Annotated in this window: 24 protein-coding genes and 1 tRNA gene; 9 read left to right on the top strand and 16 right to left on the bottom strand. The window is 28.6% G+C overall.

Annotated features, from left to right (window positions below; translation table 11 throughout):
• Window position 1 precedes the first annotated feature (1 nt).
• Both rnhB and AC5SMR_RS05535 read right to left on the bottom strand, forming a co-directional pair.
• Window positions 2–562 carry a ribonuclease HII gene (gene rnhB, locus AC5SMR_RS05540; protein WP_494576601.1) on the bottom strand — a complete coding sequence of 187 codons (561 nt, stop codon included), beginning with the start codon at window positions 560–562 and terminating at the stop codon, window positions 2–4.
• Complete coding sequence (locus tag AC5SMR_RS05535) at window positions 562–1,293, bottom strand: uracil-DNA glycosylase (RefSeq protein WP_494576600.1); 732 nt, start codon at window positions 1,291–1,293, stop codon at window positions 562–564. The genes rnhB and AC5SMR_RS05535 overlap by 1 nt, the downstream gene beginning before the upstream one ends.
• An 11-nt stretch (window positions 1,294–1,304) precedes the next feature.
• Between AC5SMR_RS05535 and AC5SMR_RS05530 the strand changes: the two genes are divergently transcribed.
• From AC5SMR_RS05530 to AC5SMR_RS05515, 4 genes are all read left to right on the top strand, one after another.
• Window positions 1,305–2,990, top strand: a complete 1,686-nt coding sequence (locus tag AC5SMR_RS05530; RefSeq protein WP_271487160.1) for a tetratricopeptide repeat protein — start codon at window positions 1,305–1,307, stop codon at window positions 2,988–2,990.
• Between the two features lie 3 nt (window positions 2,991–2,993).
• Window positions 2,994–3,839, top strand: a complete 846-nt coding sequence (locus tag AC5SMR_RS05525) for a 4-(cytidine 5'-diphospho)-2-C-methyl-D-erythritol kinase (protein ID WP_494576599.1) — start codon at window positions 2,994–2,996, stop codon at window positions 3,837–3,839.
• A 32-nt stretch (window positions 3,840–3,871) separates the two neighbouring features.
• Window positions 3,872–3,945: transfer RNA gene (locus tag AC5SMR_RS05520), tRNA-Gln, on the top strand.
• Window positions 3,946–3,948: 3 nt separating this feature from the next.
• Window positions 3,949–5,223 (top strand): CCA tRNA nucleotidyltransferase, encoded by a 1,275-nt coding sequence (locus tag AC5SMR_RS05515; protein WP_494576598.1) that lies wholly within the window; start codon window positions 3,949–3,951, stop codon window positions 5,221–5,223.
• Here AC5SMR_RS05515 and greA read toward each other — a convergent pair.
• From greA to AC5SMR_RS05500, 3 genes are read right to left on the bottom strand one after another with little or no spacing between them, the layout of a single operon-like run.
• Window positions 5,220–5,696 carry a transcription elongation factor GreA gene (greA, locus tag AC5SMR_RS05510; RefSeq protein ID WP_006997805.1) on the bottom strand — a complete coding sequence of 159 codons (477 nt, stop codon included), beginning with the start codon at window positions 5,694–5,696 and terminating at the stop codon, window positions 5,220–5,222. The genes AC5SMR_RS05515 and greA overlap by 4 nt on opposite strands.
• Before the next feature lies 1 nt (window position 5,697).
• Window positions 5,698–6,525, bottom strand: a complete 828-nt coding sequence (hemF, locus tag AC5SMR_RS05505) for an oxygen-dependent coproporphyrinogen oxidase (RefSeq protein ID WP_006997806.1) — start codon at window positions 6,523–6,525, stop codon at window positions 5,698–5,700.
• Entirely contained in the window at window positions 6,525–6,986 is a 462-nt protein-coding gene (locus AC5SMR_RS05500; RefSeq protein ID WP_006997807.1) for a tRNA (cytidine(34)-2'-O)-methyltransferase, read from the bottom strand. The genes hemF and AC5SMR_RS05500 overlap by 1 nt, the downstream gene beginning before the upstream one ends.
• A gap of 86 nt (window positions 6,987–7,072) precedes the next feature.
• On the opposite strand from AC5SMR_RS05500, the gene petA reads away from it, so the two are divergent.
• From petA to AC5SMR_RS05485, 3 genes are read left to right on the top strand one after another with little or no spacing between them, the layout of a single operon-like run.
• On the top strand, window positions 7,073–7,582 hold the full coding sequence (gene petA / locus AC5SMR_RS05495; protein ID WP_006997808.1) for a ubiquinol-cytochrome c reductase iron-sulfur subunit: 510 nt from the start codon (window positions 7,073–7,075) through the stop codon (window positions 7,580–7,582).
• Between the two features lie 9 nt (window positions 7,583–7,591).
• A complete protein-coding gene (locus AC5SMR_RS05490; RefSeq protein WP_006997809.1) occupies window positions 7,592–8,851 on the top strand; it encodes a cytochrome b in 1,260 nt (419 codons plus the stop codon).
• Between the two features lie 4 nt (window positions 8,852–8,855).
• Window positions 8,856–9,635 carry a cytochrome c1 gene (locus AC5SMR_RS05485; protein ID WP_494576597.1) on the top strand — a complete coding sequence of 260 codons (780 nt, stop codon included), beginning with the start codon at window positions 8,856–8,858 and terminating at the stop codon, window positions 9,633–9,635.
• On the opposite strand, the gene ychF is transcribed toward AC5SMR_RS05485, so the two are convergent.
• Genes ychF through lgt form a run of 7 tightly spaced genes read right to left on the bottom strand, consistent with a single transcriptional unit; the run spans window position 9,612 to window position 15,530 of the window.
• Window positions 9,612–10,685, bottom strand: coding sequence for a redox-regulated ATPase YchF (ychF, locus tag AC5SMR_RS05480; RefSeq protein ID WP_006997811.1), 1,074 nt, complete (start codon window positions 10,683–10,685; stop codon window positions 9,612–9,614). The two genes, AC5SMR_RS05485 and ychF, sit on opposite strands and share 24 nt — an antisense overlap.
• A complete protein-coding gene (gene pth / locus AC5SMR_RS05475; protein WP_494576596.1) occupies window positions 10,685–11,245 on the bottom strand; it encodes an aminoacyl-tRNA hydrolase in 561 nt (186 codons plus the stop codon). Before pth ends, ychF begins: the two co-directional genes overlap by 1 nt.
• 45 nt (window positions 11,246–11,290) lie before the next feature.
• Entirely contained in the window at window positions 11,291–11,977 is a 687-nt protein-coding gene (locus AC5SMR_RS05470) for a 50S ribosomal protein L25/general stress protein Ctc (RefSeq protein WP_494576595.1), read from the bottom strand.
• A 44-nt stretch (window positions 11,978–12,021) separates the two neighbouring features.
• The gene (locus AC5SMR_RS05465; RefSeq protein ID WP_006997814.1) at window positions 12,022–12,954 is read right to left on the bottom strand and encodes a ribose-phosphate pyrophosphokinase; all 933 of its coding nucleotides are present in this window, start codon (window positions 12,952–12,954) and stop codon (window positions 12,022–12,024) included.
• Window positions 12,955–12,960: 6 nt separating this feature from the next.
• Window positions 12,961–13,722, bottom strand: a complete 762-nt coding sequence (gene pgeF, locus AC5SMR_RS05460; RefSeq protein ID WP_271486929.1) for a peptidoglycan editing factor PgeF — start codon at window positions 13,720–13,722, stop codon at window positions 12,961–12,963.
• 4 nt (window positions 13,723–13,726) lie between these two features.
• Complete coding sequence (locus AC5SMR_RS05455; protein ID WP_494576594.1) at window positions 13,727–14,770, bottom strand: SAM-dependent methyltransferase; 1,044 nt, start codon at window positions 14,768–14,770, stop codon at window positions 13,727–13,729.
• Window positions 14,760–15,530 carry a prolipoprotein diacylglyceryl transferase gene (lgt, locus tag AC5SMR_RS05450; RefSeq protein WP_494576592.1) on the bottom strand — a complete coding sequence of 257 codons (771 nt, stop codon included), beginning with the start codon at window positions 15,528–15,530 and terminating at the stop codon, window positions 14,760–14,762. Before lgt ends, AC5SMR_RS05455 begins: the two co-directional genes overlap by 11 nt.
• A 46-nt stretch (window positions 15,531–15,576) precedes the next feature.
• Here lgt and AC5SMR_RS05445 point away from each other — a divergent pair, with 46 nt between their 5' ends.
• On the top strand, window positions 15,577–15,831 hold the full coding sequence (locus AC5SMR_RS05445; RefSeq protein WP_494576590.1) for a hypothetical protein: 255 nt from the start codon (window positions 15,577–15,579) through the stop codon (window positions 15,829–15,831).
• On the opposite strand, the gene AC5SMR_RS05440 is transcribed toward AC5SMR_RS05445, so the two are convergent.
• Genes AC5SMR_RS05440 through AC5SMR_RS05430 form a run of 3 tightly spaced genes read right to left on the bottom strand, consistent with a single transcriptional unit; the run spans window position 15,809 to window position 18,216 of the window.
• Window positions 15,809–17,128 carry an ATP-binding protein gene (locus AC5SMR_RS05440; RefSeq protein ID WP_494576588.1) on the bottom strand — a complete coding sequence of 440 codons (1,320 nt, stop codon included), beginning with the start codon at window positions 17,126–17,128 and terminating at the stop codon, window positions 15,809–15,811. The genes AC5SMR_RS05445 and AC5SMR_RS05440 overlap by 23 nt on opposite strands.
• Window positions 17,109–17,786, bottom strand: a complete 678-nt coding sequence (locus tag AC5SMR_RS05435; RefSeq protein ID WP_494576586.1) for a response regulator — start codon at window positions 17,784–17,786, stop codon at window positions 17,109–17,111. The genes AC5SMR_RS05440 and AC5SMR_RS05435 overlap by 20 nt, the downstream gene beginning before the upstream one ends.
• On the bottom strand, window positions 17,779–18,216 hold the full coding sequence (locus AC5SMR_RS05430; protein ID WP_006997821.1) for a MarR family winged helix-turn-helix transcriptional regulator: 438 nt from the start codon (window positions 18,214–18,216) through the stop codon (window positions 17,779–17,781). Before AC5SMR_RS05430 ends, AC5SMR_RS05435 begins: the two co-directional genes overlap by 8 nt.
• 70 nt (window positions 18,217–18,286) lie before the next feature.
• Here AC5SMR_RS05430 and AC5SMR_RS05425 point away from each other — a divergent pair, with 70 nt between their 5' ends.
• Window positions 18,287–19,168 (top strand): branched-chain amino acid aminotransferase, encoded by an 882-nt coding sequence (locus tag AC5SMR_RS05425; RefSeq protein WP_494576584.1) that lies wholly within the window; start codon window positions 18,287–18,289, stop codon window positions 19,166–19,168.
• On the opposite strand, the gene pgsA is transcribed toward AC5SMR_RS05425, so the two are convergent.
• Window positions 19,165–19,749, bottom strand: a complete 585-nt coding sequence (pgsA, locus tag AC5SMR_RS05420; protein WP_006997823.1) for a CDP-diacylglycerol--glycerol-3-phosphate 3-phosphatidyltransferase — start codon at window positions 19,747–19,749, stop codon at window positions 19,165–19,167. The two genes, AC5SMR_RS05425 and pgsA, sit on opposite strands and share 4 nt — an antisense overlap.
• Between the last annotated feature and the right edge of the window lies 1 nt (window position 19,750).

Raw genomic sequence — 19,750 nt, 5'->3', positions numbered from 1 at the left:
ATTATAAAAGATCACAAATAGGTGAGAAAGTTTTTCGATGATATTTAGTAATACCAAATTTCTTAATTGCGTTTAAATGTTCTTTGGTTCCATAACCAGAGTTTGTATCCCATCCATAATTATTAAACTCTTTTGAAAGTTTTGTAATAAATTTATCTCTACTGACTTTTGCAACAATTGATGCAGCAGAAATGCTTGGAATTTTTTGATCTCCTTTAATTACATATTTTAATTTATAGTTTTTAAGATCAGGCAGTTTGTTGCCATCAATTAAAACAAGTGAAGGTTTTGTTTTCAATTTAAGAATAGCTCTTTTCATTGCAAGTAAACTTGCCTGCAATATATTAATTTTTTCAATTTCTTTAGTCGATGCCTGGCCTATAGCCCATATAGAATTTTTTTTAATATATTTTTCAAACTCTTCTCTTTTGTCCTTTGTTAGAGTTTTTGAATCTTTCAATAATTTTTTATCAATAGAATTATTTAATATGATAGCTGCTGCATAAACAGGCCCGATTAAACTTCCTCTGCCAACTTCATCAACACCTGCTAAAATTTTCATTAAATGGATAGTTTTAGATCTAAGATTTTTTGTTTAATCTTTTTTAAGTCATCCCATGAATGTTTTTTATTTTCAGGAGCTCTTAAAAGATAAGAGGGATTAAAAGTTATGATAACGTTGTAACTTGTATTTTTGATAATTACTTCCTTCCAATTTCCTCGCTCAATAGAAATTTTACTATTTAAACCTGTTAAAGATTCCATAGCAGTACTACCCATAAGAATTATTATTTTAGGATTTATTATTGAAATATGTTTTTGTAAAAATTGGGAATATCTTTTAATTTCTGTAGAATTAGGTTTTCGATCCTCAGGAGGTCTAAAGTTTACAGCATAAGTTGCGTAAATATTTTGTTTTTTAATGTTTATTGCAATCAGCATTTTTTTTAAAAGATCTCCTACTTCACCCATAAAAGTTAATCCGGCGTTATCTTCTTCAATGCCTGGGGCTTCACCAATTATCATTATTGAGCTATTAATATTCCCATCTCCTAAAATTATTTTTTTTGAATTATTCTTTAAGTTACAATCACTAATTGAGTTTATTTGTTCTTTAAGATTCTCAAGCTCTTTAACTTTATCTATTTTTTGAATACTCAGATCTTTTTTTAAATCATTACTAGTATTTTTTAGTCTATTGATTGGTTTTTCATCAAAAATAAAGTCAGATCCAGTAGAGTTTAAGAACTCAGAGTCAAAATTCGTTTTTTGATTTATTACTTTTTTAGACATAGAATGGCCAAATGTTGGTAAAGTTTTTTAAATTCTTTTTAATATTAATACTTTATCAGAGTCCATTATACTCAAAAAATACCAGTTTAAATGATTTTAATGCAAGGTATTTGTCTAATTATTTTTCAGGAATTGTAGCTTATGAAAATCTAGATAATACAGAAGCTTTAAAATTTTTTAATTCATCAAAAATATTAATAAAACAGCATGATGCCTATCTTGAGAGGTATGTATTTTCCTTAGTACTTGATGGCAAAGTTAAGAAAGCAATTAATCAAGTTAAACAGAACTCAACAAAAAACAACTCTGACTTTTTTCAGGCTAATCTGTTGCTGGCAGTTGATAGTTTAAAGAAAAAAAACTTTAAAAAAAGTAAAGTTTATATTGATAGATCATATGAATTTATTAACAATGATAGACTTTCATTAATCATTGCAGAAACCTTCAAGCAATATTTATCAGTTTTTGAAGAAAAAAAATTAGTGAAACAAACTAATACGTTTGGAAATTTTTCATTTATTAACGAAGTTTTTCAAAGATGTTATTTAAATGATAAAGATACAGAGAGATATTTTAATACATTAATTAATTCACAAAACGATGCTGATTATTCAAGGTATGTATTTTTTTTGATCAGTTATTTAATCAAGAAAGATAATTACGATAAGGCAAAAAAAGTTACTAATAATTTTGATTATTTAAATTCATCAGTATTAATTTCTCAAGGTAAAAAATGGATAGAAGATAAAAACTTAGATAATTTCCAAGAAATTTTTTCATGTACAAATTCGAATGACATTGTTAGTGAACTATTTTTTCTAATAGCAAATCTCTATTCCTCCCAGAATGATTATGAGAAATCAAATTTTTATTTAAATATAGCAAACTATTTAAATCCTAAATTTATTTTCAATTTGTCTTTATTAGCTGAAAATTATTATTTGAGTGATGATTATTCCAATACATTAAAAACTCTTGAAGCATTTGATAAAAAGCATGAATTCTATTATTGGTTTAAGTTAAAAAAAGAGTCTCAAATTATTTTAAAAAAAAATAATAAAGAAGCATCTCTAAAATTTATCAATGAAAAATTTAAAGAAATTAAAAACCCAAATAAAAAAATTATATTTGATATTGCAAATATGCATAAAAATGCAAAAAAATATATTGAAGCAATAAATTTTTATGATCAAATACTTTTAAAAATGAACGCTAATTCTGACTTATATGCTGAAATATTATATAGGCGTGGAGGAAGTTACGAGAGATCTGGAGATTATGTAAAAGCAGATAAAGATTTATTAAAGTCTCTAGAAGCCAACCCAGATGATGCTTATGTTTTAAATTATTTAGCTTACTCATGGCTGGAAAGAGAGCATAAAATTGATACTGCTCTTAAAATGCTTGAAAAAGCTTATGAAGCCAGAAGTAACGATCCATACATTATTGATTCAATCGGTTGGGCATATTACTTAGTTGACGAATATGAAAAGGCAGAAAATTTTCTTAAAAGAGCAGTTGAATTAATGCCTCAGGATCCAGTAGTTAATGATCATTACGGTGATATTCTTTGGCAGCTTGATAGAAAAATTCAAGCAAGATATTTTTGGCAAGCTGTTTTAAATTTAGATGAGACTGAAGATGCCATGAAAAAAACTATTAAAAATAAATTATTAGAGGGATTAAAAAATTCCTAAATTATGAATAGTTTTAAGATAAAGTCTTATGCAAAGATAAATTTAGCTCTAAACGTTACAGGAAAAAAATCAAAGCTTCATAATATCGAAAGTTTAATTTCTTTTATCGATTTACATGATTCAATTACAATAACAGAAAGCAATACAAAACAGCATAAAATCAATTTTATTGGAAGATTTTCTAAAAACATCAGTAAAATTAATACTATTTCAAAATTGTTAAAAATTTTAGATAACAAAAAACTTTTGAATAATAAAAAATTTGAAATTAAAGTTATAAAAAATATACCTCAAAAAGCTGGAATGGGAGGTGGGTCCATGAATGCTGCCAGTCTATTAAATTTTTTTATTGAAAAAAAATTAATTAAAATAAAAAAAAATGACTCAAAAAAAATAAGTAATGAAATAGGATCAGATGTGATTTTAGGTATAAAGCCATCACTTGCTATTCTTTTATCTAATGGAGATATTAAAAAATTCAAAAATAAAATTAAATTTCATATATTAATTACGAAACCTAACTTTGGATGTGCTACAAAATATATTTATTCTAAAGTTGATTCATTCTCTAAACCTCAATTTAACCCTCCTAAACAGAAACTATTTGAAGCAAAATATTTAAAAAATTTAGACAATGATCTTGAAAAGGTTGCCTTAAATAAATATCCAGAACTTAAAAGAATTAAATCCTACCTCAATGGTTTACCTAACACCCTATTTGTTAGAATGTCCGGATCAGGATCCTCAATAGTGGCTTATTTTCATTCCAAAAAGGCCTGCAAAAAAGCATGCAGCCAATATAAACGAAAATTTAATAACCACTGGTGTATTGAATCAAAAACTATATAATTTTTTTTTTTTGTGATATATGCAACTAATATTGGCCCATGGTGAAGTGGTATCACATCTGTTTTTGGTACAGAGATCCGAGGTTCGAATCCTTGTGGGCCAGCCATATATGAATAATTTATTAGATAAAATTTTTTTTAGATCTCAAAACCTTAATCACATAAATTTAGGCTTCAAAAATATTAAAAAGGAAACAGAAGTTTTAAAAATATTTGAAGCAATTCATTCATACTCTAGCAATAGTGAAATCCGGTATGTAGGTGGATGTGTAAGAAAGATTATTAATAAAGAAGCATATGACGACATAGATTTAGCAGTTAATTTAAATCCAAAAGAGGTTTGTGAGGCTCTTACTAAAAAGGACATAAAATATTACGAGAGCGGAATAGAACATGGAACAATTACAGCGTTAATTAATGATATAAAGTTTGAGATTACATCATTGAGAAAAGACATTGATACAGATGGACGACATGCAAAAGTAGAGTTCTCTGATAGCTGGAAAGAAGATGCTTCTAGAAGAGATTTTACTATCAATTCTATTTACGCGGATATTGAAGGAAGTTTATTTGACCCATTTGATGGAAAAAAAGATTTAGAAAGTGGAAAAATTAATTTTATTGGAAATGTAGAAACCAGAATTAAAGAAGATTATTTAAGGGTATTAAGATATGTCAGATTTTTTCTTAGTTATTCTAAGCATAGTCATGACCCACAAGTCATTAAAGCAATTAAAAAAAACCTAAGTGGTGTTTCAAGTATTTCCTCAGAAAGATTAATAGATGAATTTCAAAAATTATTAAAATCAAATGGTTTTCTAAAGTTAACTAAGGATAAGGATTGTTTAGAGATTATAAATCTTATTTTTCCACAAATAAAAAATATTTCTCTATTCAATAAAATGAATAGTTTTGCAAAAAAAGACTTTCTTGAAATGGACTTTATTTTCTTATTATCTTTAATGATTATTGATGGAACTGATAATGTAGATTACTTTATTTATAAATTTAATTTATCCAAAAAAGATCAAAAAAGACTTATATTTTTAAATAAGTTTAATTTAGAAAAAAATACTAACCAAACCTTTTCAGAAAAAAATCTAAATAAAATTTTTTATTTTAATGGCAGGGAGGCATTATTAGATGTTCTTTATTTTAAAATTTTTAAATCCAAAAAAGTAGACAATAAGTTAATTAAAATGATTGAAATTTTTAAAAAAAAAGAAATGCCTGTTATGCCATTTAAAGCTAGTACTTTGATGGAAAAATATCAAATTCCTGAGGGAAGGGAGCTGGGACAGAAGTTAAAAGCAATAGAAGAAGTCTGGACTAGTAATGATTTTAAAATTTCAGATAAAGAACTTCAAAAAATAGTAAGTAATTAAACGTACTTTACATCTTTAATTTCAAAGTTTTTTACACCTGCGGGAGTTTTAATTTCAACTAAATCATTTTTGTTTTTTCCAATTAAACCTCTACCTATAGGTGATTGAAAAAATATCAGTTTTTTTTGAAGGTCAGCCTCGTCTTTTCCAACTATTTTATAGGTAATTTTTTCTCCAGTATCCAAATTTTCTAAATCTACAGTTGAGCCAAAGATGACTTTGCCATCATTACTCATTTTGGTTACATCAATAACATTTGCTCTTGCAATAATATCATTTATTTCTGTAATCCTTCCTTCGTTATGAGATTGTTCTTCTTTTGCAGCATGATATTCAGCATTCTCTTTCAGATCTCCATGAGATCTTGCTTCAGATATCGCAGCAACTATTTGAGGTCTTTTTTTTTCTTTTAAAAAAATTAACTCTTCCTTTAAACTTTCAAGACCATCTGCTGTTATTGGTTCTTTATCCATTTTAATTCCATTTTGCTATTGGAGGTAAAGACATTAATATTGCCTCAACATTACCACCTGTTTGTAGGCCAAATTTTGTTCCTCTATCATATAGTAAGTTAAACTCAGCATATCTACCTCTTTTAATATATTGTATCTCCTTTTGTTTTACAGTCCATTTCTTTTTGTGTTTCAATTGTATTATCGAGTTAAATAACATTTGAAAGGTAACTCCAAGATCTGTTACAAATTTAAAGTCTTTCTCCCAATCTTTTTTTTTGTAATCAAAAAAAATACCACCAATTCCCCTTGTTTCTTTTCTATGGGGTAAATAAAAATATTCATCACACCACTTTTTATATTTTTTATAAAATTTTTTATCATGTCGATCACACATTTTTTTTAATTCAGTATGAAGGAAGCTTTTTTCTTTAAGATCTTGGATGCAAGGGGTTACGTCCATACCACCACCAAACCATCCATGTGTTGTGTAGATAAATCTAGTGTTAAAATGAATTGCTGGAACATGAGGATTTTTCATATGCATTACAATAGAAATTCCTGATGCCCAAAAATTTGGATTTTTAGAGGCACCTGGGATTTTTTTACTCATTTTTTTTGAAAACTTTCCATGCACTTCTGAAAAATTTACACCAACTTTTTCAAAAATCTTACCATTTTTTAAAATTCTAAACTCTCCACCACCTTCATCCTTAATTTCACTTCTATTCCAAGTTTTAGATTTAAACTTAGATTTCTTACCTTCTAGTTTTTCAATGTCATTACAAATTGTGTTTTGCAGCAACTTAAACCAATTAGAAGCAAGTTTTTTTTTAATTTCTTTGTCCATTATTTATTAAAGTTAGTTTGCCTTAAATTTTCTGAAAGAATTATAGCAACTGAAGAGGCTATATTTAAAGATCTTTTATTGTCCATCATGGGTATTTTTAACCTATACTTAATTAAATTATGAACATGGTCTGGTACGCCAGCACTTTCTCTTCCAAATAAAAGTGTATCATTACTCTCAAATTTGAAGTCAGTATAAGAATCTGCTGATTTAGTTGTTAATAATATTACTCTCTCATTCTTTTTTGATTTAAAAAATTCATCTGAACTTTGATAAAATCTTATCATTTTTTCATCCATATAATCCATCACAACTCTTTTAAATCTTTTATCGCTGAATAAAAAACCACATGGTTCAATTATTTCTAAATCAGCCCCTAGACACGCACATGTTCTGATAATAGCAGCTGTATTTTGAGGAATATCAGGTTCATATAAGGCTATTTTAGGTCTCAAATTCATGTTTTATGTGTCATTGTTTCAGTGGAAAAAAAACTTTTTTCTTATATGAAATCATATATTAGATAACAATATACAAAAAATTAAAGATGTCTGAAAAAAAACCTGAAAGAAGAGAATTTTTATTTACAGCCTCATATGCGGTAGGTGCTGTTGGGGTAGGAGCTGTTGTTTGGCCACTTATTGATCAAATGAACCCAGATGCATCTGTTAAAGCATTAGCTAGCACAGAAGTTGATGTAAGTTCAGTTCAGCCTGGAAAAACAATCACTGTACTCTGGAGAGGAAAACCAGTTTTTATTAAAAGAAGAACACCCGAGGAAGTAGCTGAAGCAAGAGCTGTTAAAATGGAAGATTTAAAAGACCCTCAAAAAGATGAGGACAGAGCAAAAGATCCAGAATGGTTAGTTATGTTAGGTGTCTGTACGCATTTAGGATGCGTCCCTTTAAATGATAAAGGAGACTACAATGGTTGGTTTTGTCCTTGTCATGGTTCACATTATGATATCTCTGGAAGAATTAGAAAAGGTCCTGCTCCAACAAACATGGAAGTTCCAAAATATGAATTTGTTAACAGCAACACTATTAAAATTGGATAATAAATAATTATGAGTGATCACGAGTACGTTCCTAGTTCAAAATTTGGAAAATGGTTTAATGATAGGCTTCCACTTTTATCACTCGCTAGTCATTTAACTGATTATCCAACACCTAAGAATTTAAATTATTGGTGGACATTTGGTGGAATTTTAACTTTTTGTTTAATTACACAAATCGTTACCGGTTTAACTTTGGCTATGCACTACATTGCTCATGCTGACATGGCTTTTGAAAGTGTTGAACATATCATGCGGGACGTTAACTATGGTTGGTTAATAAGATATATTCATGCAAACGGTGCTTCAATGTTTTTCTTAGCAGTTTATATTCACATATTTAGATCTTTGTTTTATGGATCATATAAATCTCCAAGAGAAATTATTTGGATTATTGGAATAATAATTTACCTTTTAATGATGGCAGCAGCATTTATGGGTTATGTTTTACCATGGGGTCAGATGAGTTTTTGGGGAGCAACAGTTATTACAAATCTTTTTAGCGCCATACCTTTAGTGGGTGAGGGAATAGTTAATTGGTTGTGGGGAGGTTATTCTGTAGATAACCCAACTTTAACAAGGTTTTTCACATTACATTACTTAATACCATTTTTAATCTTGGGCTTAGTCGTTCTTCATATTTGGGCGTTGCATGTTCCTGGAAACAATAACCCAGTGGGGATTGATGTTAAAAAACCTTCTAAGGATACAGTACCATTTCATCCATATATTGTGATCAAGGATGGCTTTGCATTATTAATGTTTATGATTGTATTTGCATTTTTTGTTTTTTATTCACCAAATATTTTAGGGCATGCAGATAATTATATAGAAGCAAACCCAATGGTAACACCAGCCCATATCGTTCCTGAGTGGTATCTATTACCATTTTATGCAATCCTAAGATCAGTTCCTGATAAATTAATGGGAGTAGTTGCAATGTTATCAGCAATTTTAATTTTAGCTGCACTGCCTTGGTTAGATACTTCAAAAATTAGATCAGCAGTATTTAGACCTCTTTACAAACAATTTTATTGGATACTAGTAGTGGATGTATTAGTTCTAGGTTACGTAGGTGCGATGCCAGCTGAGGGGCTTTACTTATTGATTGCCAGGGTTGCCACAGCTTACTACTTTATTCACTTTTTAATAATCTTACCGGTATTAGGATTTAAAGAAAAAACCATACCTTTACCCTTAAGTATTACAGAACCAGTACTTGGAGGGATGCCAATGGCATCAGCTGTTAAAAAAAAAGAAAGTTTAGATTAATTAAGTGAAAAATATTTTAAAAATTAGTTATTCAATTATTTTTTTATTAGTAGGAACTCTTACAGTTAATGCTGCAGAAAAAGTAGATCTTTTAAAAACAGATTGGAGTTTTAAAGGATTATTTGGAAAATTTGACAGAGGTTCACTTCAAAGAGGATATCAAGTTTATACTGAGGTTTGTGCGTCGTGCCATTCAATGAAATATGTAAGTTATAGAAACTTATTTGAGCCAGGTGGACCAGAGTTTACTGAAGAGCAGGCTAAAGCAATAGCTGCAAGTTTTGAAATTACAGATGGACCCAATAATGATGGAGAAATGTTTGTAAGACCCGCTAAGTTATCTGATAAATTTGTCATGCCTTATGAAAATGTTAAAGCAGCTCAAGCAGCAAATGGAGGAGCTTATCCTCCTGATATGTCTGTGCTAGCAAAAGCTAGAACTGGTGGGGTTGATTATATTTACTCATTGCTACTTGGTTACGAAGATCCACCGAGTGGTATAACGCTTGATGATGGTGTTTACTATAACAAGTTTATGTATGGAAATAATATTAAGATGGCAGAACCATTATCAGATGGTTTGGTAGAATATAGTGATGGAACTACAGCATCTAAAGAGCAAATGGCAAAAGATGTTACAACATTTTTAATGTGGGCAGCTGAACCTCATTTAGAGAGCAGACACAAGATGGGCTTTAAGGCTATCTTGTATTTAATTATTTTAACTATTCTAGTTTACTTTAGTATGAAGAAAATTTGGTCACGTATTGAATCTGAAGTTTAATATATCACCATCTTTGACAATATAATCTTTTCCTTCAAGTCTCATTTTTCCATTTGTCTTTGAATTGACCCAACCATCATTAGCTATGAAGTCTTCATAAGCAATTGTTTCAGCTCTTATAAAACCTTTTTCAAAATCAGTGTGTATTTCACCAGCTGCTTTTGGTGCAGTACAATTTTTTTGGATAGTCCAAGCTCTAGTTTCTTCAGGCCCAGATGTAAAATAAGTGTCTAGCTCTAAAATATTGTAACCTTTTTGAATTAACATATTTAAACCAGTTCTTTTTAATCCAATCATCTCCATATAATTTTCTTTTTCTTCATTTTCTAATTGATTTATTTGGTTCTCAATATCAGCTGAAACTATTAAGGTATTTTTTTCACCATATTTATCAATAAATGCTTGAGTGTATTTATTTCCATTTTGAACACTTGCCTCATCAACATTACATACAAAGATTTTAGGCTTTAAAGACAATAAACCACTTTGGCTTATTAATTTTTTATCAAATTGTTCATAAAGTATTTGAATATCTTTAGAATTATTTATGCAGTCAGAAGCAATTTCTAATATTTTTAATTGCTCCTCATCTACATTTTTCTTATTATTTTTCTCTAATCTTTTTTGTATTGATTCAAGGTCAGCCAACATCATTTCTGTTTCAATAATTTCCAAATCTCTAATTGGATCAACAGTTGGGTTTACATTTTGAATATCATCAGAGTCAAAACATCTGATCATATGAATGACTGCATCGACTTCTCTTATATGGGATAAGAATTTATTTCCTAAGCCTTCACCTTTAGAGGCGCCCGCTACTAGTCCGGCTATATCCACAAACTCAATAGTAGTATTAATTTTTTTTTTTGATTTTGATATTTCTACCAATTTGTCTAGTCTTTCATCTGGCACAGGAACCACACCAACATTTGGCTCTATCGTACAAAAAGGGAAGTTTGCAGCTTGTGCCTTACTAGAATTTGTAAGTGCATTAAATAGTGTAGATTTACCAACATTAGGTAAGCCAACAATTCCACACTTAAAACTCATTATTTATTATTTACAGTGCTTGAGAATAAATCTAATTTTTTATCAATTAATATAGCCATTGAGTCAATAATATTTTTAGTAATTTTTTCTAGTTGTATCATTTCATCATCATCAAAATCTTTTAACACATGATCTGCAACATCAGCCTTAGTTTTGGGTCTTCCAATTCCTATTCTAACTCTTGAATAATCTTTACCAATAAATTTATCTATAGATTCAATTCCATTATGTCCTGCACTTGATCCTGCAAATTTTGCTTTCACTTTTCCAAATTCAAGGTCAAGGTCATCATGGAAGACAATCACATCTTCAGCATCAATTTTGAAGTATTCAATTAATTCCCTTATACAAATTCCAGAATTATTCATAAAGGTTAATGGTTTTATTGCATAAACCTTTTTATCTTCAATATTGCCTGTTGTTAATAATCCTTTAAATTTTGGTTTTTGTTTAGACAAACCAAATTTATGATTAAGAGCATCAATTAATTTGAAACCAATATTGTGTCTGTTGTTTTCGCTATCGGGTGTTGGATTTCCTAAGCCTACAAATAAAAGCATATTTTTTTTAAATCGTATCTAGGAGTCTTCACTATGATAAGTTGATTATTTTTTTTCTTCAGTGGCTTTTTTTTCGTCGCCATCTTTTTTATCATCCTCAGCTGCTGGTGCTGCTTCTTTACCATCTTCTGCTGCTTCAGCTTCAGCTTCAGCTGGTTTTTCTGGCTCTTTCATAACTGTAGGTGCTGCTAAAGTTGCAATTACAAAATCTCTTCCAATAATAGTTGGTGTAACACCTTCTTCTAATTTTACTGAAGATATTTTGAAACTTTCCCCAATATCCACTCCATCTAAGTCAATAGTTATTGCAGATGGAATTTTATCACTTGGACATTTTAATTCTATTTTTCTTCTCACAATGTTTAGTACTCCACCTCTTTTTAGGCCTGGTGAAGTTTCATGGTTAATAAATACTACAGGCACTTCTATTCTAATTTTTACACCTGGCACAACTCTTAGAAAATCAATATGAGTTGGCTCATCGGATATTACGTTATAAGTAATTTCCCTTGGTAAAACATTTTGAGGTTTGCCATCTAAATTAAGAGTTATTATGTTTGATAAGAAACTTCCTTTATCTATTAAAGATTTTAATGTTTTTTTTAATACAGTAACTTTTTGATTTTGATCTGGTCCCCCATAGATTATACCAGGGATATTTCCAGCCGTTCTAAGAGAACGTACATCTCCTTTTGACTTAGTATTTCTAGTATTTGCATCAAGTGAATTCATAAAAAGATGGCTTTTAGCCCAAGTTACTTAATAACTCAAGATAATTATTTAAATAAATCGGATACAGATGTTGAGTTAGAGATCCTTTTAATTGCCTCACCCATAAGTGCTGAAATAGGCAAAACTTCTATATTTTTAACATTTTTAATTTTATCATGATTATCAATTGTATCCGTTATTACTAATTTTCTAATAACTGATTTTTTAATTTTATCTACTGCTTCTCCACTTAAAACTCCGTGAGTAATATAAACATAAACCTCTTTAGCACCTCTATCCTTTAAAGCTTTCGCAGCGTTTACTATAGTTCCACCTGAATCAATTATATCATCAACTATAATACAGGTTTTCCCTTTAACATTTCCTATAACATTCATAACTTTGGATTGTCCTGGTTTAGGTCTTCTTTTATCCACAATAGCAAGTTCCACATTTAAAATTTTACCAAGTGCTCTCGCTCTTTCAGTTCCACCAACGTCTGGTGCAACACAAATAATATTTTTACTTTTAATATTTTTTTTAGCATGTCTTGCAAAAATTGGTGTAGCAAATAAATTATCTACAGGAATGTCAAAAAAGCCCTGAATTTGTCCTGCATGAAGGTCTACAGTAACAACTCTGTCAGCACCTGCTTTAGTAATTAAATTAGAAACCAATTTTGCAGAAATAGAAGTTCTAGGCACTACTTTTCGATCTTGTCGTGCATATCCAAAATAAGGAATAACAGCAGTAATATTTTTTGCTGAAGATCTTTTTAAAGCATCAATACAAAGTAGTAATTCCATTAAGTTGTCGTTTGCAGGTGATGAAATAGACTGAATTATAAAGATACTATTACCTCTAATATTTTCATTAATTTCTATATAAATTTCTCCATCAGAAAACTTTTTTATACTTGAGTTTACAAGCTTAGTTTTTAAATATTTTGCAATATTTTTACTTAGAGGTTTATTGCTATTTCCAGTTAATAATTTCATGAGATATTATGAATTAATCATAATTACAGAAATATTTCTACCATAATCATTCTCATTGCGGCTAATAGATCTTCGTGCACTAAAAAAATTATTTTTTGGATTAAATGTATTCTTATTAATTATATCAATTTTCTTTATATTTAAGGCTTTTAATTGAGAAAGGACGTATTTCTTTAAATCAAAGAAATCTTTATTTTGAATTTTTTTAAAAAATTTTTTATTTTTTCCATCTTTTTTAATGAGTTTTTTAATAAAATCTTTTTTTACCTCATAATTTTTTACTGAAATACACGGACCAATAACTGCAGTAACATTTTTAGGATCACATCCTTTTTTGATCATAAAATTTAAGGTTCTTTTAATTATCCCTTTGAAAGCACCCTTCCAGCCAGCATGGATTGCAGCAATCATCTTTTCTTTCTCATCATAAACAAGTATTGGAGCACAATCTGCAGTTAATATAGCTATAGGAAATTCCTTTTTATTTGTGACTAGCGCATCTCCTTCAAAATTATAATTTTTAAGTTTTAGATTTTTATCTATAAAATGAAATTTATTGCTGTGAATTTGCTTTAGTAAAATAATTTTTTTAAGTTTAGTTTTAATTTTCTTTTGAACGATTTGAAGATTTTTTAAAACATTTTTTTTATTGTCTGAGGACCCAGGACCACAATTTAAGCTCTTAAAAATACCTAGAGATTTTCCACCCTTTCTATTAAAGAAAGCATGCTGTAAGTTTTTAAATTTACTGAGTTTCTTTGACTTAATCAGTTTAAAACCCCAATTTAAATTTATTTTTATTTGTTGTTATTAGCATTACCTTAAACAATTCACCCATATGATTTTTATCTATAAGTCTTTTTATTCTAAAATAAATATCAGCTTTTTCACTAAATAACATTTTCTTGGATAATATTTCTGCTCTTTCAAGAATACCAAGTTTTGTTAAAAATTCACCTTGAGTAGTATTCATTGAGGTAAGTGAGCTTAATTCTTTAACTATTCTATTTAATAAACTAAAACTTAAATTGTAGGTAATATCAGAATTACCAAACCCTTTTAGTACATCACAATATTTATGTTTGGATACAGCTTGCAGGGTATTTTTCATTTTTTTATCAATATACGCATAATCTATTATTAAAATTCCACCATTATTACGTTTAATCTTATTGGTGATAATTTTTAGGTATTCAGTTGATTGTGGTGAATACTCAATAAAGTTCTGTTGTTTTGTAATTTTAAATTTAATTTTATTTTCAAATTTTTCCATATCAAAAGGAACATCAAAATACTCAAATTTATTGTTAAAAAATCTAACATGTCTTTCAAACCATTTTCTTTTCTTCTTTATGAATTGCTTAATAGGTAACGCGTCAAAAAATTCGTTTGCTAAAAAAATACATGGTGAATTATCCAATTCGCTTAAATCATTTAACCACTGAATATTTTCTTTATTGATATTAATTTTTTGTTTTTTTCGAAGCAATTTACTTCTTTCTAAAATCTTAATGTGACAAGAATTTTTAAATATTTGAAATTTTTCAAAGGTATTGACTAAAACTTTCATCATTTCACCATTACCGGCCCCTAACTCGATTAAATTAAATTTTTTAGGGCAACCTAGATTTTGCCAAAACGACACTACCCAAATTGCAATCATTTCTGAAAATAATACAGATATGTTGGGTGAAGTTATGAAATCACCCTTTTTGCCAAAGGGATTTTTTTTCATGTAGTAGCCTGATGTTTTATTATAAAGAGACTCCTCTATAAACTTATCTAGAGTAAACGACTGATTATTCTTAATTTTCATTTTTTAAGGATAAAAGGTAAACCCCAGTCAGGAAAAAAAGAACACTTATCAATTGACCTAATGTTAGGTTTAAAACTAAGTAACCGATTTGTGGATCTGGAGATCTGAAAAACTCTATAAAAAATCTAAATAGAGAATAAAAGATCAGGAATAAAGCAGAGATTTTTCCAGGTACTTTTAAATAATCTTTTTTAAAAAAATACCCAAGTACAAAGAAAAGAATTATTCCCTCAAAAAAAGCCTCATATAATTGTGAAGGGTGCCTTTTGATATTATCTATTAGAATAAATTGAACTGACCAAGGAAGGTCTGTGGCTCTTCCATAAAGTTCTGAGTTTATAAAATTGGCAATTCTACCAAAAAAGATTCCAATTGGAGCAGATAGGGCAACCAAGTCTAAAAATATAAACGAATTTGTATTGTGTTTTTTTGAGAACAATATTGATGCAATTATAATTCCGATTAAAGCACCATGAAATGACATTCCCCCATTCCAAACCATCAATATTTCTATAGGGTTATCTAAATAATATTTTAGATTATAAAATAAAGTATAACCAAGTCGACCTCCCAAAATCATACCTAAAATGAGATAGGTTATAAAGTCATCAAATAGCTGAAGAATATGAGAGTCTTTTATTAATTTTTTTTTACAATAGAGCCAACCAAGTGCAATACCCACAATATAAGCCAAAGAATACCATCTGATTTCTAATGAAAATATTTGAAACGCAACTGGGTCAAAATTATTAATAAACATTTTTAAAAAACTACGTATAAAGTATATTAATTTTACAAGTGAATATATGACAAAATCAAAATTTGTAATTGATAAATTAACAAAGCTATTTGAACAAGGGCTAATTTCTTATAAAGATTTAAGTTCTGAAATAATAAATGTTTTAAGATCTAAAAGAGAAGAGATCATTTTTAAAATGAAATTAACTAGCAAAGAAGAAATGGATATATTAATTAAAAGAGTTGAAAATATAGAAAAAAAAATCAATAAATTTGAAAAAAAAAGTCCAAATAAAAAACCTATAAAGGTAAAAAAATCTTAACTCTAAGGCCGTTTAAAGGAGATTTATCTAATAAAATATTTCCTCCATGGGATTTGATTATGTCAGATGTAATTGACAATCCAAGACCAACACTAGATTTAGAATCCCCTCTACTTTTATCTATTTTATAAAATGGCTTGAAAACATTCTCGAACTCTTCTTTAGGAATACCGACTCCATCATCATCAATAGTAATTATTATGTTACTATCTTTTTTTGATAGATGAAAATTTATATTTTCAGCATATTTAATTGAATTATCAATTAAATTATTTATAGATCTTTGTATTAAATTTTTTCTTCCATTCAGGTAAATTCTTGGAATTATTTCTTTGGTTATTTTATCATTATTATAATTTTTTATTGTAGTTTCGATTAATTCTGAAATATCAAAGGTTTCATCTTTTTCTAAATATGATGAACTTGTAAACTGCAGATATTCATTAAGCATTTTTTCCATTTCATCTATATCTAAAGACATTTTTTTTGATAAATCTTTATCTTTCATAAAAGATAGCTGAAGTTTTAGTCTTGTTAAGGGTGTTCTTAAATCATGGCTTATGCCAGACAACATTTCAGATCTTTGATTTAGGTGTCTCATTATTCTTTTTCTCATTTTATCAAATTCTAAACCTGCTTTTCTGATCTCTAAGGCACCTGATGGTCTATACTCGTCAATGTTTTCTCCTTTACCAAATCTTTCTGCAGCTTTAGCCAGGTTTATAATTGGTCTAGTTTGATTTTTTAGAAATAGTATAGCTATGGTTATCATTAGTAGAGCTGGTATAGTGATCCATAACGCAAATATTCTAGCAGATGAGCTTGCAACCCTGTCTTTTGGAATAAAAAATTCAAAGTAACCCTCGTTATGTTTAATATTTATATGAATAAGCTCTTTATAACTTGTTGTATCGAACCAGAAATTTTGAGTGCCCATATTAGATTTCAGTTCTCTTCTAAGTGTTCTATCTATTGGACTAAACCATCTTTCTTTTTGAGCTTTTTCAAATAAATCATCTTTTTTAAACTGAACATTAAGATCTAAATAAATTGAGAATAAGCCTGACAGGTCGTTATTATTATATTTTCCATTATCGTAAGCTGTTATGAATGCTTTCATCTCACCGATTAATGCTCTTGTCATACCTTTATTTGTTTTAATCCAAAGACTATCAAAAAAAACAATCGATATGACTACTTGAAGAACAATTATTGGAACTGCTACGATTAATAAAGCTCTATAAAATAATCTTTTTGGTAGTAAATTTTTTACAAAATTATTCAATCCATAAAACATAGCCAGCACCTCTTAAAGTTTGTAAGTATTTTGGATTTTTTGGGTCCATTTCAATTTTTTTTCTAAGTCTTGTAATTATCACATCTATTGACCTTTCTTTATCAAGATCAGTTAGTTTGCCAATATCTTCTCTTGAAAAGGTTTTGCCAGGATTGTTAATCATTTTTTCTAATATAGTTTTTTCAGTACTATTTATTTTATATTCAATATCATTTTTTATGATTAAAAGTTTGTTAAGATCAATTTTAATATTATCAAAGGTTATAATTCTTTTTTCATCATTTCTTTTTGTTTTATTTAAAATATTTTTTATTCTTAAAATAAGTTCTTTTGGCTCAAATGGTTTTGGTAAATAATCATCAGCACCTATCTCTAAACCTTCAACTCTATTTTCAGCTTCCCCTTTAGCTGTTAATAAAATTATAGGGGTATCAATTTTAGATTTATTTTGTTTGATAAAATCCAACCCACTTTTGCCTGTCATCATTATATCCAAAACGATTAAATCAAATTTAATTATTGAAATTTTTTCTTCTGCATTTTCTGCACTATTTGATGTAGTAACCAGAAAATTATTTTCATTTAAATATTGTTTAATTAGGGATCTAATTCCCTCATCATCATCTACAACTAAAATATGGGCTATAAAATCATTCATTAATTATCTTCTTTAAAACATTGTCAAAGTTTAAAACTTGATCTGAGCTTGAATTTAAAAGAGCATTATAAATTCTTTTTTTTTGTATCGAAAATATTTCGTCAAAAATTTTTTCTCCTTTTTCATTTAAAAAGATGTGTTTTACTCTTGTGTCTTGTTGATCTTTTTCAAAAAAAACCACATCAAGTTTAATTAAATCTTTTAAAACTCTATTTAAACTCTGCTTGGTAACCTTTAACTTCTTTAATAGATCAGAAATTGTAATCCCTTTATACATTGATAATAGATGTAAAACTTTGTGGTGAGCTATACCTATAGAGTATTTATCTAATGTTTTCTTGGCATCTGAAAAAGACTCACGGTAACTTGTAAATAACTTTTCAATCAGCTGCTTTAACTGAGTATCCTTTAAATATAAAAGTTCTTTCATTATGGGTAAGTTATATTGACATATTATAGATACAAAGATAATTTTAGATAAAATTTAAATTATTTCATACATGATACCATACGATAAAAGATCAGGTAAAATTTGGTTTAATGGCGAGCTCGTTGATTGGGCTGATGCTAAAATTCATGTTTTAAATCATGGCCTTCACTATGCTAGTTGTGTTTTTGAAGGTGAAAGAGTCTATGATAATTCAATTTTCAAATTAGAAGAACACACATCTAGACTTTTTTATTCTGCAAAAAGAATGGGTATTAAAATTCCTTATACTGAAGAAGAAATAAATTTAGCATCAAAAAAAATAATTTCAGTTCAGGGTGTCAAAGATGGATATGTTAGACCAACAATATGGAGAGGTAGCGAGATGATGGCTATATCTGCTCAACAAACAAAAATTCATGTTGCCATAGCAACTTGGGAGTGGGGTTCATATTTTGATCCAAAACTAAAAATAGAAGGTATTAAATTGAATATATCAAATTGGAGAAGACCTGCGCCTAATACGATACCTTGGGATACAAAAGCTTCTGGATTATATATGATTTGCACTTTATCAAAACATGAAGCTGAACAACAAGGCTATACAGATTCTCTAATGCTTGATCATGAAGGAAATGTTGCAGAAGCAACGGGTGCTAACATTTTTTTTAAAGATAAAAATGGAGAAATTCACACACCAATTCCAGATTCTTTTTTAGACGGCATTACAAGAAGAACGGTAATTGAAATTGCAAAATCTAAAGGAATAAAAGTCAATGAACGAAAAATTGCACCAACTGAATTATCAAATTTTGTAGGCTGTTTTTTAACAGGTACGGCAGCAGAAGTTACGCCAGTTTCATGTATTGCTGAAAATAAATTTAAAGTTTGCGAAACCATAATTGACTTAAATGAAAGTTACCAAGCATTAGTTAGAAAAAGAAAAGCAGCTTAGTTTTTATTATCTTCAGATATTGCATGGTCAATACCTTTTCTTAAATATTCATAACCAGTATACAGAGTTAAAAATGCAGAAAGCCAAAGCAGGATTATGCCAATGGTTTGAGCATTATAATCTTGAAAATTTAAAATTTTATTACCAGTTTCACCAGTTAGTAAAAGGGCTATAGCAACCATTTGTAAAAAAGTTTTTAATTTTGCCAAGTTAGTTACTGGTAATTTAATTTGTCCTCTAGCTAAAAACTCTCTTAAGCCTGAAATTAGTATTTCTCGTGTAAGTATTATAATTGCTGCAATAACCTCGTAATGTTTAATTGTTCCACTCATGACAAGCAATATAAGTGCAGTAGCAACAATAATTTTATCTGCTATAGGATCAAGTAATTCACCCAACTTAGACTCTTCACCCATCATTCTCGCCAACATCCCATCCAAAAAATCTGTAAATGAAGCAATTACAAACAATACGCATGCAGTTAAATCACCATAAAAACCAGGTAAATAAAATGCTAGAACAAAAAAAGGTACAATTATTATCCTACCTATTGTTAAAATATTTGGAATTTTTTTAAGCATA

The organism is Candidatus Pelagibacter sp. PS_28, assembly GCF_059417885.1.
The sequence above is the reverse complement of the archived record's forward strand: the minus strand, read 5'-3'. Positions and strand labels throughout refer to the sequence as shown.

Bases quoted from the DNA above. Each gene is read 5' to 3' on its own strand.
- rnhB (WP_494576601.1), bottom strand. From the start codon at position 562: ATGAAAATTTTAGCAGGTGTTGATGAAGTTGGCAGAGGAAGTTTAATC.
- AC5SMR_RS05535 (WP_494576600.1), bottom strand. From the start codon at position 1,293: ATGTCTAAAAAAGTAATAAATCAAAAAACGAATTTTGACTCTGAGTTC.
- AC5SMR_RS05530 (WP_271487160.1), top strand. From the start codon at position 1,305: ATGTTGGTAAAGTTTTTTAAATTCTTTTTAATATTAATACTTTATCAG.
- AC5SMR_RS05525 (WP_494576599.1), top strand. From the start codon at position 2,994: ATGAATAGTTTTAAGATAAAGTCTTATGCAAAGATAAATTTAGCTCTA.
- AC5SMR_RS05515 (WP_494576598.1), top strand. From the start codon at position 3,949: ATGAATAATTTATTAGATAAAATTTTTTTTAGATCTCAAAACCTTAAT.
- greA (WP_006997805.1), bottom strand. From the start codon at position 5,696: ATGGATAAAGAACCAATAACAGCAGATGGTCTTGAAAGTTTAAAGGAA.
- hemF (WP_006997806.1), bottom strand. From the start codon at position 6,525: ATGGACAAAGAAATTAAAAAAAAACTTGCTTCTAATTGGTTTAAGTTG.
- AC5SMR_RS05500 (WP_006997807.1), bottom strand. From the start codon at position 6,986: ATGAATTTGAGACCTAAAATAGCCTTATATGAACCTGATATTCCTCAA.
- petA (WP_006997808.1), top strand. From the start codon at position 7,073: ATGTCTGAAAAAAAACCTGAAAGAAGAGAATTTTTATTTACAGCCTCA.
- AC5SMR_RS05490 (WP_006997809.1), top strand. From the start codon at position 7,592: ATGAGTGATCACGAGTACGTTCCTAGTTCAAAATTTGGAAAATGGTTT.
- ychF (WP_006997811.1), bottom strand. From the start codon at position 10,685: ATGAGTTTTAAGTGTGGAATTGTTGGCTTACCTAATGTTGGTAAATCT.
- pth (WP_494576596.1), bottom strand. From the start codon at position 11,245: ATGCTTTTATTTGTAGGCTTAGGAAATCCAACACCCGATAGCGAAAAC.
- AC5SMR_RS05470 (WP_494576595.1), bottom strand. From the start codon at position 11,977: ATGAATTCACTTGATGCAAATACTAGAAATACTAAGTCAAAAGGAGAT.
- AC5SMR_RS05465 (WP_006997814.1), bottom strand. From the start codon at position 12,954: ATGAAATTATTAACTGGAAATAGCAATAAACCTCTAAGTAAAAATATT.
- AC5SMR_RS05455 (WP_494576594.1), bottom strand. From the start codon at position 14,770: ATGAAAATTAAGAATAATCAGTCGTTTACTCTAGATAAGTTTATAGAG.
- lgt (WP_494576592.1), bottom strand. From the start codon at position 15,530: ATGTTTATTAATAATTTTGACCCAGTTGCGTTTCAAATATTTTCATTA.
- AC5SMR_RS05445 (WP_494576590.1), top strand. From the start codon at position 15,577: ATGACAAAATCAAAATTTGTAATTGATAAATTAACAAAGCTATTTGAA.
- AC5SMR_RS05440 (WP_494576588.1), bottom strand. From the start codon at position 17,128: ATGTTTTATGGATTGAATAATTTTGTAAAAAATTTACTACCAAAAAGA.
- AC5SMR_RS05435 (WP_494576586.1), bottom strand. From the start codon at position 17,786: ATGAATGATTTTATAGCCCATATTTTAGTTGTAGATGATGATGAGGGA.
- AC5SMR_RS05430 (WP_006997821.1), bottom strand. From the start codon at position 18,216: ATGAAAGAACTTTTATATTTAAAGGATACTCAGTTAAAGCAGCTGATT.
- AC5SMR_RS05425 (WP_494576584.1), top strand. From the start codon at position 18,287: ATGATACCATACGATAAAAGATCAGGTAAAATTTGGTTTAATGGCGAG.
- pgsA (WP_006997823.1), bottom strand. From the start codon at position 19,749: ATGCTTAAAAAAATTCCAAATATTTTAACAATAGGTAGGATAATAATT.